The sequence below is a fragment of the Janthinobacterium sp. GW822-FHT07H10 genome, from assembly GCF_058798675.1.
Genome location: NZ_JBXAKS010000007.1, coordinates 153,941 through 167,524 on the forward strand (window position 1 = coordinate 153,941; position 13,584 = coordinate 167,524).

At 62.1% G+C, this 13,584-nt stretch carries 14 protein-coding genes and 1 tRNA gene; all 15 read right to left on the reverse strand.

What is annotated here, in order from left to right; translation table 11 throughout:
- Nucleotides 1–3 precede the first annotated feature (3 nt).
- The 15 genes from AC1RDJ_RS17315 to AC1RDJ_RS17385 all read right to left on the reverse strand — a co-directional run bounded on the left by AC1RDJ_RS17315 (nt 4) and on the right by AC1RDJ_RS17385 (nt 13,495).
- Nucleotides 4–79, reverse strand: a tRNA-Gly gene (locus tag AC1RDJ_RS17315).
- Between the two features lie 225 nt (nt 80–304).
- Nucleotides 305–889: a CDP-diacylglycerol--glycerol-3-phosphate 3-phosphatidyltransferase gene (gene pgsA / locus AC1RDJ_RS17320; RefSeq protein ID WP_071322919.1), complete on the reverse strand. Its 585-nt coding sequence runs from the start codon at nt 887–889 to the stop codon at nt 305–307.
- Between the two features lie 127 nt (nt 890–1,016).
- A complete protein-coding gene (gene uvrC, locus AC1RDJ_RS17325; protein WP_493028240.1) occupies nt 1,017–2,921 on the reverse strand; it encodes an excinuclease ABC subunit UvrC in 1,905 nt (634 codons plus the stop codon).
- 13 nt (nt 2,922–2,934) lie between these two features.
- Nucleotides 2,935–3,330, reverse strand: coding sequence for a holo-ACP synthase (acpS, locus tag AC1RDJ_RS17330; protein WP_071322917.1), 396 nt, complete (start codon nt 3,328–3,330; stop codon nt 2,935–2,937).
- A 22-nt stretch (nt 3,331–3,352) separates the two neighbouring features.
- Entirely contained in the window at nt 3,353–4,114 is a 762-nt protein-coding gene (gene pdxJ / locus AC1RDJ_RS17335; RefSeq protein WP_071322916.1) for a pyridoxine 5'-phosphate synthase, read from the reverse strand.
- A 39-nt stretch (nt 4,115–4,153) separates the two neighbouring features.
- Nucleotides 4,154–4,993, reverse strand: coding sequence for a DNA repair protein RecO (recO, locus tag AC1RDJ_RS17340; RefSeq protein ID WP_071322915.1), 840 nt, complete (start codon nt 4,991–4,993; stop codon nt 4,154–4,156).
- 28 nt (nt 4,994–5,021) lie between these two features.
- Nucleotides 5,022–5,924 carry a GTPase Era gene (gene era / locus AC1RDJ_RS17345; protein WP_034749612.1) on the reverse strand — a complete coding sequence of 301 codons (903 nt, stop codon included), beginning with the start codon at nt 5,922–5,924 and terminating at the stop codon, nt 5,022–5,024.
- A 1-nt stretch (nt 5,925) separates the two neighbouring features.
- Entirely contained in the window at nt 5,926–6,741 is an 816-nt protein-coding gene (gene rnc / locus AC1RDJ_RS17350; protein WP_071322914.1) for a ribonuclease III, read from the reverse strand.
- 100 nt (nt 6,742–6,841) lie between these two features.
- Nucleotides 6,842–7,759, reverse strand: a complete 918-nt coding sequence (lepB, locus tag AC1RDJ_RS17355; protein ID WP_071322913.1) for a signal peptidase I — start codon at nt 7,757–7,759, stop codon at nt 6,842–6,844.
- Complete coding sequence (gene lepA / locus AC1RDJ_RS17360) at nt 7,756–9,549, reverse strand: translation elongation factor 4 (RefSeq protein ID WP_071322912.1); 1,794 nt, start codon at nt 9,547–9,549, stop codon at nt 7,756–7,758. Before lepA ends, lepB begins: the two co-directional genes overlap by 4 nt.
- Before the next feature lie 305 nt (nt 9,550–9,854).
- Nucleotides 9,855–10,109, reverse strand: coding sequence for a glutaredoxin family protein (locus tag AC1RDJ_RS17365; RefSeq protein ID WP_289885886.1), 255 nt, complete (start codon nt 10,107–10,109; stop codon nt 9,855–9,857).
- Between the two features lie 55 nt (nt 10,110–10,164).
- Nucleotides 10,165–11,661, reverse strand: coding sequence for a DegQ family serine endoprotease (locus AC1RDJ_RS17370; protein ID WP_493028243.1), 1,497 nt, complete (start codon nt 11,659–11,661; stop codon nt 10,165–10,167).
- A gap of 229 nt (nt 11,662–11,890) precedes the next feature.
- Nucleotides 11,891–12,211, reverse strand: coding sequence for an RseA family anti-sigma factor (locus AC1RDJ_RS17375; RefSeq protein ID WP_493028244.1), 321 nt, complete (start codon nt 12,209–12,211; stop codon nt 11,891–11,893).
- Between the two features lie 66 nt (nt 12,212–12,277).
- On the reverse strand, nt 12,278–12,901 hold the full coding sequence (gene rpoE / locus AC1RDJ_RS17380) for an RNA polymerase sigma factor RpoE (protein ID WP_071322908.1): 624 nt from the start codon (nt 12,899–12,901) through the stop codon (nt 12,278–12,280).
- 66 nt (nt 12,902–12,967) lie between these two features.
- The gene (locus AC1RDJ_RS17385; RefSeq protein ID WP_493028247.1) at nt 12,968–13,495 is read right to left on the reverse strand and encodes a hypothetical protein; all 528 of its coding nucleotides are present in this window, start codon (nt 13,493–13,495) and stop codon (nt 12,968–12,970) included.
- Nucleotides 13,496–13,584: the final 89 nt, after the last annotated feature.

The window sequence follows — 13,584 nt, forward strand, 5'->3', positions numbered from 1 at the left end:
AACTGGAGCGGGAGAAGAGTCTCGAACTCTCGACCTCAACCTTGGCAAGGTTGCGCTCTACCAACTGAGCTACTCCCGCGTCATCAACAACAGGCCAGCATTATAGAGGGATTACAGGGGCTGTCAACGGGCAATATCTGGTCTTTTGCAAAATATTCCGAAGAAAGCCGTCGATACCGGCTTGAGGTCCTCCGAATAGCGTAGCGAGCAAGCTCAATATCGTGTTGAGTAGCGCAGCTGTACGAAGGTACAGCGAGCAACGGAGACGCGAGAGTGAGCTGCGCAGTAGCTAGGCGGAGTGGCCTCAGTGCAGATTTCCCGCTTTTTCCTTGATGAGGGGCCATGCCAGGCGCAAATAATAGAACATCGACCACACCGTCAGCACGCAGGCGATCCACAGCAGGCGTTCGCCCCACACATGGGTGTCGATCGCGCCGAAGATCACTTCGTGGTACAGCAGCAAGGGAATGGCCGTCATTTGCGCGGCCGTCTTGATCTTGCCGATCGAGCTGACGGCCACCGATTTCGACGCGCCGATCTGCGCCATCCATTCGCGCAGCGCGGAAATCGTGATTTCGCGGCCGATGATGATGAAGGCCAGCACGGCATTGACGCGGTCCAGCTGCACCAGCACCAGCAAGGCGCCCGCCACCATCAGCTTGTCGGCCACGGGGTCGAGAAAGGCGCCGAAGGCCGACGTCTGGTTCCAGCGCCGCGCGAGGAAACCATCGAACCAGTCGGTGACGGCGGCAACGATGAAGACCAGGGTGGCAACCAGGTTCTGGTCGCCATGCAGCAGCATCGACGGCGGCAGGTAAAACACGCCGACGACGAGCGGAATCAGGGCCACGCGCAGCCAGGTCAGGAGGATGGGAATATTAAAAGGCATAGGGAAGCAATTGGCCGACGGGTAAATTGAACATGAAGAAAGCGTGAAGAAAGCGCCACTAGTCTACATGGCCCGGCAACATTAGCCTAGTCCGGTTGCGGCAGCGCCGGACCAGGCCATCGATTCATCAGTGCAACTGCTTGTAAATCTCTTCCGCCAGCTGGGTCGAAATCCCCTCCACCGACATCAGATCCTCGACGCTGGCGTCGACCACGCCGCGCAAGCCGCCAAAGCGCGACAGCAGTTTCTGCCGGCGCTTGGCGCCGATGCCTTCGATTTCCTCCAGGCGCGACGTCTGGCGCGTCTTGGCGCGCTTGGCGCGCATGCCGGTAATGGCGAAGCGGTGCGCCTCGTCGCGGATCTGCGCGATCAGCATCAGCGCGGCCGACTCCTTGCCCAGTTCCTGCGCCGGGCGGCCATCGACGAACAGCAGGGTTTCCAGGCCCACCTTGCGCCCCTCTCCCTTGGCCACGCCGACAATCAAGCTGATATCGAGTCCCAGCTCGGCGAACACCTGGCGCGCCATTTCGATCTGGCCCTTGCCGCCGTCGATCAGCACCACGTCGGGCATCACGCCATCGCCATTGGCCACTTTTTCATAGCGGCGCATCAAGACCTGGCGCATGGCCGCGTAATCGTCGCCGGGCGTGATGTCGTTGATGTTGTAGCGCCGGTATTCGCCATTCTGCATGGCGTGGTGGTGGAATACCACGCACGACGCCTGCGTCGCCTCGCCCTGCGTGTGGCTGATGTCGAAACACTCGACGCGCAAGCTGTCGAGGTCTTCCGTTTCCAGGCGCAGCGCCTCGGCCAGCGCGCGCGTGCGCGACTGCTGCGAACCCTGCTCGGACAGCAGGCGCGCCAGCGAAATCTCGGCGCCCTTCTGCGCCATCTCCAGCCACTGGCGGCGCTGCCCCTGCGGCTGGAAGATCAGGTTGATGCGGTGGCCGCACTGCTCCATCAGCGCCACCATCAGGGCCGGCTGGTCGAATTCGATATTCAGGATCAGGGTGCCGGGGATGAATTTCTCCGTGTAGTGCTGGGCCAGGAAAGCGGCGAGCACTTCCACCTCGATGGCTTCCTCGGCGATGGCCGCCGCGTCGCTGAGCTGGCTGGGGAAATAGGCGCGGTCGCCCAGGTGGCGCCCGCCGCGCACCATGGCTAGGTTGACGCAGGCACGCCCGCCCTGCACCAGCACGGCGATGATGTCGACATCGGCGTCGCCCGTCGTTTCCATGCTCTGCTGGTGCAGCACGCGCGACAGCGAGGCGATCTGGTTGCGCACCACCACGGCCTGCTCGAATTTCAGCTCGGCCGCAAAGGCGTGCATCTTCTTTTCCAGGTCGGCCATCACTTCGCTCTGGCGCCCGCGCAGGAAGCGCGCCGCATTTTCCACGTCGTGCTTATAGTCTTCCTTGCTGATCAGGTCCACGCATGGCGCGCTGCAGCGGCCGATCTGGTGCAGCAGGCACGGCCGCGTACGGTTCGCATACACGCTATCTTCGCAGGTGCGGATCAGAAACACCTTTTGCAGGATCTGCATCGATTCCTTGACGGCCCAGGAACTGGGAAACGGCCCGAAATACTGGTTTTTCTTGTCTACCGCGCCCCGGTAATACACCATGCGCGGCGCCACGCCACCCGTGATTTTCAAATACGGATATGACTTGTCGTCGCGGAACAGGATGTTGTAGCGCGGCTGCAGCGCCTTGATCAGGTTGTTTTCCAGGATCAGCGCTTCGGCCTCGCTGTGCGTGACGGTGGTTTCCAGGCGCGCGATGCGCTCGACCATCATGGCGATGCGGGGACTGGCCAGGTTCTTCTGGAAATAGCTGGAGACGCGCTTTTTCAGGTCGCGCGCCTTGCCGACGTACAGCACCTTGTCGGCGGCGTCGAAATAACGGTACACGCCGGGCAAATTCGGCAGCTTGGCGACGGTCGCCAGCACGTGCGCGCGCGGGTCGGGCGGCGTTTCCGCCAAGGTCGGTGCTGGGATCGATTCAGGGATCGGTTCGGGGCTTGCTTCGGTCATTGCTGGCTCATTGTTACGCGGCTTGCTCGACAATCACGAACGCCACGGCATACTCTTCTTCATCGCTGATGGTCACTTGCGCGCTCAGGCGGTGTTGCTCCATGAACTCGGCCAGCACGCCGCTGCAGACGATCATCGGCTTGCCGCTCGGATGGTTCAGCATCTGCGCGGCGGGCCACGTCATCGGCATGCGCAAGCCCAGGCCGATGGCCTTGGAAAACGCTTCCTTGGCGGCAAAGCGGGTGGCCAGGAAACGCACGCCGCGCACGGCGTTCTTCGCGCTGCGGGCGCGGAACTTTTCCAGCTCCTGCGGCCCCAGTATCTTTTTCGCGAAACGCTCGCCATGGCGCGCCAGCGCCGCCTCGATGCGGGGAATCTTGCAGATGTCGGTGCCGATGCCGTAGATCATGCTGCGTCCTTTGTATGCGCGCTTATGCCTTGCTGCCGAGGCGGGTGGCCACCATGATGGCCTTCATTTCGCGCACGGCATTTTCCCAGCCGACAAACACGGCGTGCGCGACGATGGCGTGGCCAATGTTCAGCTCGGCAATCTCGGGAATGGCGGCGATCGCTTGCACGTTGGTGTAATGCAAGCCGTGGCCCGCGTTGACCTTCAAGCCGCGGCCCACGCCGAACAGCACGCCCGCCTTGATGCGTTCGAGCTCGGCCAGCTGCTCGGCGCCGTCCGTATCCGCATAGCGGCCCGTGTGCAGCTCGATCACGGGCGCACCGAGCTCGGCGGCAGCGGCGATCTGCTGCTCGTCGGCGTCGATGAACAGGCTCACGCGGATGCCCTCGCCTTGCAGCTGCTTGACGGCCGCCTGCACTTCCTTGAAATAGCGCACCACGTCGAGGCCCCCTTCGGTGGTCACTTCCGTGCGTTTTTCCGGCACCAGGCAGACGTCCGCCGGCTGGATGCGGCAGGCGAAATCGAGCATTTCCTGGGTCACGGCCGCTTCCAGGTTCATGCGTGTGAGCAATTGCGGCGCGATGGCGATCACGTCCGCATCCTTGATGTGGCGGCGGTCTTCGCGCAGGTGCAGGGTGATGGCGTCGGCGCCGGCCTGCTCGGCCAGCAGGGCCGCGCGGATCGGGTCAGGATAGGCGGTGCCGCGCGCATTGCGCAGGGTGGCCACGTGGTCGATGTTGACGCCCAGGTCGATGACGGGGCCGGAAGGCTGCAAAAAGCTCATAAGATGGTATCCGTAAAGTGCTGTCGTGCCGCAAAGCCACTACAGTTGCATTAAATCGATCAGTATCTGGCGCGTATTCAAGGTGGCGCCCCCCAGTTGATGGGCCAGCAGGAAGCGCATCAGCAGCTTGCTTTGCGCCTGCGTGGCCACATCGCCATAATCTTCGCGCTCCATGTCGAGCAGGGTCTTGCCCGTGATCTTAGGCCAGGCGTCGGCGGCGCGCGCCGGACGCGGCCCCCGCTCCGGGTCCACCACGTACACCTGTCCCGCCTGCACGGCCTGGCGCGTGCCCGTGCAGCGCGTGAGGTCGGCCGCCACGCCCGTTTCCTTGAGCAAGGCGCGCTCGAACTTGCGCAGCACGATGGGCGCCGGCTCATTGTGCGCCAGTTGATTCAAGGTGGCAACGTAGTGGTCGAACAGGACGGGGTGCGGGTCGTCGCGCGCCAGCAGTTTCACCAGCAATTCGTTCAGGTAAAAACCGCACAGCAGCGCTGTCTTTTCCAGTGGCAACATGCCGCCCACCCACTCGGCGCCCGTGAGGATGCGCAACTCGGATTTACCGGTCCAACCCGCTTGCAGCGGCTGGAAGGTCTGCAGCACGCCGCGCAACTGCGAATGGGGCCGCTTGGCGCCCTTGGCGACGAGCGCGATGCGGCCGTATTCGCGCGTAAACACGTCGACGATGAGGCTGGTTTCCTTATGCGGGTAGCTGTGCAGCACGAAGGCTGGCTGGCCCGTGATGCGGCCGTCGCGCGCGGGCGGACGGCTGCGCCTTGGTGGCGGTGCGGAAGGTGCGGCCGGCGGCGCAATGGCCGCCGGCGCGGGGACGGCGAGTGAAGCTGGCGCGATGTCAGGCTGCGCTGGCGTGGTGGTGCTCATGCGTGTGGCGTCGCCCCCGGGTTGCGGATTACTCGTAGCCGTAGGCGCGCAAGCCCGCCTCGTTATCGGCCCAGCCCGATTTGACCTTGACCCAGATTTCCAGGTACACGGGACCGCCGAACAGTTTTTCCATGTCCAGGCGGGCCTGGGTGGAGACTTCCTTCAGGCGCGCGCCCTTGTTGCCGATAATCATGGACTTGTGCGTATCGCGCTCGACCAGGATGGCGGCGAATACGCGGCGCAGATCACCTTCCTGCTCGAATTTCTCGATCAGCACGGTGCTCGTGTACGGCAGTTCGTCGCCGACAAAGCGGAACAGCTTTTCGCGCACGATTTCCGAGGCGAGGAATTTCTCGCTGCGGTCCGTGATGTCGTCCGGGCCAAAGATCGGCTGGTTTTCCGGCAAGAAACGCTTGATCTCGTTCTGCAAGCCTTCCAGCTGGAAATGCAGCTTGGCGGACACGGGCACGATGGCGGCGAAGTCGCGCATGGCGGCGATCTTTTGCGCGAATGGCAGCAGGACGGCCTTGTCCTTCACGCGGTCCGATTTATTGATGACGAGGATGCATGGCACTTCCTTCGGCAGCAAGTCCATCACTTGCTGGTCGGCCGGGCCGAACGTGCCCGCCTCGATCACGTACAGGATGACGTCCGAGGAAATCAGCGTGTTGGTGACGGTCTTGTTCAGCGTCTTGTTCAGCGCATTCGAATGGCGCGTCTGGAAACCGGGCGTGTCGACGTAGATGAATTGCGCATCAGGCACCGTCTGGATGCCCGTGATGCGGTGGCGCGTCGTTTGCGCCTTGCGCGAAGTGATGCTGACCTTCGCGCCGATCAGCACGTTCATCAGGGTCGATTTGCCCACGTTGGGGCGGCCCACGATGGCGATATAGCCACAGCGGAAGTTGTCGGGCATTTTGGTGGCTGTCATGCTAGTGTCGATTCTGTTTAGTGTGAGCGGCGATGGCCGGGGCCGCCGGGGCGCCCGCGTCGTCGCTCTGGATGGTGGCAATACCAGCCAGCTTGAGCTGGGCGGCGCGCGGTTTGGGCTTGCGGCTGGCGGCAGGCGACTTCACGAGCGCCTGCTCGGCCACGTCCAGCGCCAGTTTGGCGGCGGCTTGCTCACCGGCGCGGCGGCTTCCGCCACGGCCGTAGACCTGGATATTCAATTTCGGCACCAGGCATTCGATCTCGAATTCCTGGCTGTGGGCGGCGCCGTGGGTCGCCACCACATTATATTGTGGCAGCGAAATTTTCTTGCTTTGCAAAAACTCCTGCAGCAAGGTCTTGGCATCCTTGCCCAGCGTTTGCGGATCGACCGAGTCGAGGATGGGAATGTAGAAGGCGCGTATCACCGTGCTGGCCGCATCGAAGCCCGTATCGAGGAAGATGGCGCCCAGCAAGGCTTCCAGGGTGTCGGCGAGGATGGACGGACGGCGGAAACCGCCCGACTTCAGCTCGCCTTCGCCCAGGCGCAGGAATTGCGACAATTCCAGCTTTTGCGCGATTTCATACAGCGACTGCTGCTTCACCAGGTTGGCGCGCAGGCGCGACAGGTCGCCCTCGTCGATGGCCTTGAAACGTTCGTACAGGATGGAAGCGACCACGCAGTTGAGGATGGAGTCGCCGAGGAATTCCAGCCGCTCATTATGCAAACTGCTGTGGCTACGATGCGTCAAGGCTTGCTGCAACAGGCCAGCATCCTGGAACGTATAGCCTAAACGGGTTTGCAATAGCTGAAGATTCATTGTTGTTTCTGTGTCATCTGAGTAATTCGGCTGGCCGCCGCGCGGGGAATCGGCGCGGCAGCCATGGACTGGCCTTGTAAGGGCCAGGCCGGCTTGTTGCTTAGTGTATGCCGCCCACGCGTTTCGGATTGCTGAAGTTCATCCACACCAGGAAAGCCTTGCCGACGATGTTCTCGTTAGGCACGAAGCCCCAGTAGCGGCTGTCCGCACTATTGTCGCGGTTATCGCCCATCATGAAGTAGTTGCCCGCCGGTACCACACACGTGAAACCGTCGTCGTTGTACTCGCATGCTTCCTTGTGCGGGAAATCCTTGACTTCGCGCAAGTTCAACGTCGGCGCCGGCTCGTCATTGAGGATGCGGTGGCTGACGCCCGTCAGGTTTTCTTCCAGCTGCTTGTGGTAAACCGTGCTTTCGTCGTCCAGATAGTCATCGAGCGGCGTGTACTGCACTTCCTTGCCGTTGACCGTCAAGCGCTTGTTTTCATAGGTGATTTTATCACCGGGCACACCGATCACGCGCTTGATGTAGTCTTGCGACATGTCTTTCGGGTACTTGAACACCATCACGTCGCCGCGCTGCGGGTCGTTCACTTCGATGATGCGCTTGTTGACGATAGGCAAACGGATACCGTAGGTAAACTTGTTCACGAGGATCAGGTCGCCCACCAGCAAGGTCGGCACCATCGAGCTCGACGGGATCTTGAATGGCTCGTACAGAAACGAACGCAGGCAAAACACGAGGGCGATGACGGGGAAGAAGCTGCCCGAATACTCGACCCAGGTCGGCTGGCGCAACAGGGCCGCCTCGATGGCGGCGCGGCTGCCGCCCGCATCGGACTTGATGCCTTCGGCGGCCAGCTTGGACTGGCGTGCATCGAACTCGGCCAGGGCGCGGTCGGCCGCCTTGCGCCGCTGCTTGGACAGGTAAAACACATCCAGGCACCAGACAAAGCCCGTCAACACCATCAGCACGAACAGGATTAAAGCGAAATTTCCTAAGATCACTTGCAGGTTCATTTATCGTCCACTTGTAAAATTGCCAGGAATGCCTCTTGCGGGATCTCCACGGAACCCACTTGCTTCATGCGCTTCTTACCCGCTTTTTGTTTTTCCAGCAATTTTTTCTTGCGGCTGATATCGCCGCCATAGCACTTCGCCAGCACGTTCTTGCGCAGGGCTTTCACGTTCTCGCGCGAAATGATGTTGGCGCCGATGGTGGCCTGGATGGCCACGTCGAACATCTGGCGCGGGATCAGTTCGCGCATCTTGGCAGCCACCTGGCGGCCACGGTACTGGCTGTTCGAACGGTGGACGATGATGGCCAGCGCATCGACTTTTTCGCTGTTGATCAGCATGTCGACCTTGACCACGTCGGCCGCACGGTATTCCTTGAACTCGTAGTCCATCGAGGCATAGCCGCGCGACGTCGATTTCAGGCGGTCGAAGAAGTCCAGCACGATCTCGGCCATCGGCATTTCATACACGAGCTTGACCTGGCGGCCGTGGTAGCTCATGTCCAGCTGGATGCCGCGCTTGGCGATACACAGGGTGATCACGGAGCCCACGTATTCCTGCGGCATGTACAGGTTGACCGTGACGATAGGCTCGCGCACTTCCTCGATGCGCGACGGATCGGGCATCTTCGACGGATTGTCTACGTTGATCAGGCTGCCATCGCGCTGGATCACTTCATACACGACGGTCGGCGCCGTCGTGATCAGGTCCATGTCGAATTCGCGCTCGAGGCGCTCCTGCACGATTTCCATGTGCAGCAAGCCCAGGAAGCCGCAGCGGAAGCCGAAACCCAGCGCCTGCGACACTTCCGGCTCGTACATCAGGGCCGCGTCGTTCAGTTTCAGTTTTTCCAGCGAGTCGCGCAGCGCATCGTACTGGTTCGCCTCGACGGGGAACAGGCCGGCAAACACTTGCGGCTGCACTTCCTTGAAGCCGGGCAATGGTTCGGCGGCAGGACGATTGGCCAGGGTGACGGTGTCGCCCACTTTCGCCGCCTTCAATTCCTTGATGCCGGCGATGATGAAACCCACCTGGCCTGCCGACAACTGCGGCAACGATTGCGAACGGGGCGAAAACACGCCGATATCTTCCACCAGCTGCACCGAATCGGTGGCCATCAGGCGGATCTTGTCCTTCGGCTTCAAGGTGCCGTTGACGACGCGCACGAGCATCACCACGCCCACGTACGAGTCGTACCACGAGTCGACGATCAGCGCCTGCAGCGGCGCATCCGGGTCGCCCTTCGGCGGCGGCACCTTGGCGATCAGGGATTCGAGCACGTCCTGCACGCCCAGGCCCGTCTTGGCCGAACAGTGCACGGCGTCGGCCGCGTCGATGCCGATCACGTCTTCGATCTCGGCAATGGCGTTCGGCGGGTCCGCGTTCGGCAAGTCGATCTTGTTCAGGACGGGCACCACTTCCACGCCCAGGTCCAGCGCCGTATAGCAGTTGGCCACGGTTTGCGCTTCCACGCCTTGCGACGCGTCAACCACCAGCAATGCGCCTTCGCACGCCGACAGCGAGCGCGACACTTCATAGCTGAAGTCGACGTGGCCCGGCGTGTCGATCAGGTTCAGGTTGTAGATCTGGCCATCGCGCGCCTTGTAGTGCAGGGCCGCCGTTTGCGCCTTGATGGTAATGCCGCGCTCGCGCTCCAGATCCATCGAATCGAGCACCTGCGCCTCCATCTCGCGGTCGGACAAGCCGCCGCACAATTGAATGATGCGGTCAGCCAGGGTCGATTTACCGTGGTCAATATGGGCGATGATGGAGAAGTTGCGTATGTTATTCATTAACTAATATATGTGCGAGTGACAACACTGCTTTAACAGGAATCAAGGGGATCATGTCCGGGCCAAACAGGGCCAGACCGGGCGCCCCACTCATGATGAAAAAAGCGCTCCGAGCAGGACATCTGCATGCCCAGGCGAGCGCTTTTGAAGCGACAGAAGCTGCTGCCTCGGACAGTAGCTTTTTCGACCTCCCCATTTTACCGGATTTCAGAGTAGAAAGCCCGTCTTATGAGGCCGGCGCAAGGGCAACGCTGCAATTTCGCCGCTTTTTGGCACCAGAATGGTGCAATGCGATGTCAATATTGTTATTTGTGCCATGCGAGCCTGCGACGCACGGCAGCTTCGTCGAGGAAATAGTGGCACAGTTCCGGCTGCGCCAGGTCGGCAAACAACACCGGCACCAGCTCGTCGAAACGCGCCAGCAAGGTGGCATCGGGCGACGCGTCGATGTCGATCACCTCGACGGTAAACGGCCTTTCTGGCGTCTGCAACCGCTGCAAGGCGTCCAGCATATCCTGGCAAAGGTGGCAATAACTGCGGGAATAGAGGGTGAAGTGCATGAAAAAGGAAAGAAGGCATCCCGGCCGCGGCCGGGATGCACGGTGAATCAGAGGCTTACTTGGCCGACGGGCGCAACGAAACGAACTGCGCCACGTCGCCACGGCGCACCAGCACGGCCGAGGGCTTCTTCGGATCGAGCTTGGCCACCAGCGCGTTGAATTGCTTGGCGTCTTTCACGGCAACGTTATTCAATTGCAAGATCACGTCGCCAGGCTGCAAGCCAGCCAGGGCCGCCACGCCATCGGCATCGTCAACCTGCACGCCAGCGTCGATCTTCAGCTCCTGTTTCTTGGCGGCCGGCACGTCGCTGACCTTCAGGCCCAGCGCGTTGACGGCTTGCGCTTCCGGCTCCTTGGCGCCCTTCTTGGCCGTCTTCTCGCTTTCGAGTTCGACGACGGTGACCGGAATCTCCTGCTGCGCGCCCTTGCGCCAGACGGTGATGCTGGACTTGCCATTGACGGCGGCGCCACCGACCAGGCGCGGCAGGTCGGACGAACGCTCGATCGGCGTGCCATTGAATTTCAGGATGATGTCGCCCGGCTTGATGCCCGCCTTGTCGGCCGGACCGCCCGGCTCCACCATCGACACTTGCGCGCCCTTGGCGTTCGGCAAGCCCAGCGATTCGGCCACTTCCTTGCTCACTTCGCCGATCTGCACGCCGATGCGGCCGCGCACGACCTTGCCCGTCTTTTTCAGCTGCTCGCCGACGCGCATGGCTTCATCGATGGGCACGGCAAACGAGATGCCGTTGTAGGCGCCGGACAGGGTGGCGATCTGCGAATTGATACCGATCACCTCGCCGCGCATATTGATCAGCGGGCCGCCGGAGTTGCCGGGATTGACGGCCACGTCGCTCTGGATCAGCGGCAAGTAGTCGCCCGTATCGCGCGACTTCGCGGAAATGATGCCGGCCGTCACGGTGTTTTCCAGGTTGAACGGCGAACCGATGGCGATCACCCATTCGCCCACGCGGATCTTGTTCGAATCGCCGATGGTCAGGCGCGGCAGGTTGCCGCCCTCGATTTTCAGCAGGGCCACGTCGGTGCGCGCATCGGCGCCGATGACCTTGGCCTTGAATTCGCGCTTGTCCGTCAGGGTCACGTACACCTCGTCGGCACCATCGACCACGTGCGCGTTGCTCAGCACGTAGCCATCGGCCGAGATGATGAAACCGGAACCGACGCCGCGCTGCACTTCCTGCTCCTGCGGCACGGCACGGCGGCCGCCGCGCGGTGCCTGCTGGCGCGGCGTCGGCATGGCGCCGCCAAAGAAGCGGCGCAGGAATTCCTGCATTTCCTGCTCATCCTGGCCACCCGTGCCCGGGCCGCCCATTTTCAGCCGCTCGGTGGTGCGGATATTCACCACGGCGGGACCGACGGCGTCGACCAGGTCCGAGAAATCAGGCAGCTTGACAGCCGACACGGCCGCATGCGCTTGCGGCGCCAGGCCCAGCATGGCCGGGGCAAAAAAGACGCCAGCCGTACCGAACAATAAGGCGGAAAGCGTCTTCACTGAAAACGACTTGCTGGCGGCACACATGTTTTTTTTCATGGAATGGATCTTTTCGAATATTAAAACGGATCAGGCGATTGCCTGCGTGCGGGATAGGCCGTCATGACGCCATCCCAGGGATAAACACACCTGACAGCACGCATGGCAAACCATGCAACAATATATCGCAAAAGCAAGATATTGCCTGCTCATAGTGTCAATCGTGCAGAAGGGCAATGTCAAGAGGGAGAGGCCGGCATTAAGCCTCGCGTAAGACGCGCGGCGAACGCTATCGCTGCGCCAGCGGCCCCGCTTCCAGCGGCTCGGCCAGGCCCGGCGGCACGCCTGGCGCGGAGACGGACGATAGCGGCGCAGGGACGGACGCCGCTTCGCCGGCCAGGCACGCCGCCAGTCGCGCGTCGAAATCGGCGCTCAGTTCGTGGCCGCGCCGGTCCGAGCGCAAGACATCGCCGATGCGGCGATACGCCTCCCAGGCCTGGCGGCCCTCTTCCGTATCGAGGGCGGCAAAGGCCAGTTCGAGTTCGCTGGCCGCCAGTTCGCCATCGGCGAGGGCGGAAATAGTCTCGTGCAATCGTGCGTGCGTGTCCATGATAGGCCCTGCCATTTCAAGAGTATCGGTGCGAAAACCGGGCGCAGCCATGCCATCCTCGTCACATTACCAGCGCTTGTCAATCGGCATGTCCAACAATGGCTTCAATTTCTCCGCGATCACTTCGCGCGCGCGGAAAATCCGGCTGCGCACGGTGCCGATGGGACAGGCCATGATCTCCGATATTTCTTCATAGCTCAGCCCCTCGATCTCGCGCAGCACGATGGCCGTGCGCAACTCGATGGGCAGCACATCCATGGCGGCATTGACGGTCGCGGCGATCTGCTTGCTGGCCAGCACAGATTCTGGCGTATTGTTGTCACGCAATTTATTGCCGTCATCGAAGGACTCCGCCTGCTCGGCATCGGCGTCGCTGGACGTGGCGGCGCGGCGCCCCTGGGTGACGAGATAATTCTTGGCCGTATTGATGCCGATGCGGTACAACCAGGTGTAGAAGGCGGCGTCGCCGCGAAAATGGCGCAGCGCCCGGTATGCCTTGATAAAGGTTTCCTGCACCACATCTTCAGCCTCCGCCGGGTCATGCACGAGGCGCGACACCAGACGCATCAGGCGACGCTGATATTTCGATACCAGGACGTCAAATGCCCGTTTGTCGCCGGCCTGTACCCGCTCGACCAGCAACTGATCATACTCGCGCTCTGTCCTCACGCCCAATGTCCCCGTTGGCATGCAGCGTGGGCGCCTGTATGGATATAGAGTTGGCCCGCTGCAAGAAGTTCAGTGTTCGCCCCACTTTTATTCTTCCTTTCCCCGCGCCGCGATGGCCCGGCAAGCCACGGCCAGCTGGCGAAATGCCGGGCAACCGCGTCCGCGCTGCGCCAGCACGGTCACGCCGCGCCCCTGCCCGTCCGCCAGGCAGAGCACCAGCAGCGCTGGCCACAGAGTGGAGCCCGGCAGCAGGCGCAGCAACGTTGACGCCGCCGCCCCACCCTGCCCCGCCTGCGTCTCGCCGCCCCAGGCGCCTGGCGCCGCGCCATGCTCCAGATATACCGCCAGGCGCAACTGGCCGACCGGCGAAATATCAAGCGCCTGCGGCTTTCTGCGCCTGCGCAGCAAAAGCAGCAATACCACCCCGCCAAGCGCACTCAGCATTGCCATAGGCCAGCCCAGGGCATGGCCGCCGACTGTCACGCCGGGCACGGCCGCGGCCCGCCAGGCGCCCGAAAGCGGCCAGGCAGCCAATAGCGCGCAGCAGGCAAGCATGGCTTGCAGCCAGCGCAAACAGACAGGCGTGCGAATGACAGCCGCTACCGCGATCGACATATACGTGGGAAAAACATTAGGCGCGCCGACACCATGTCGGGCAAATTCAGGCACCAACGAACGTTGGCGCCGAATCAGCGCTCACTACG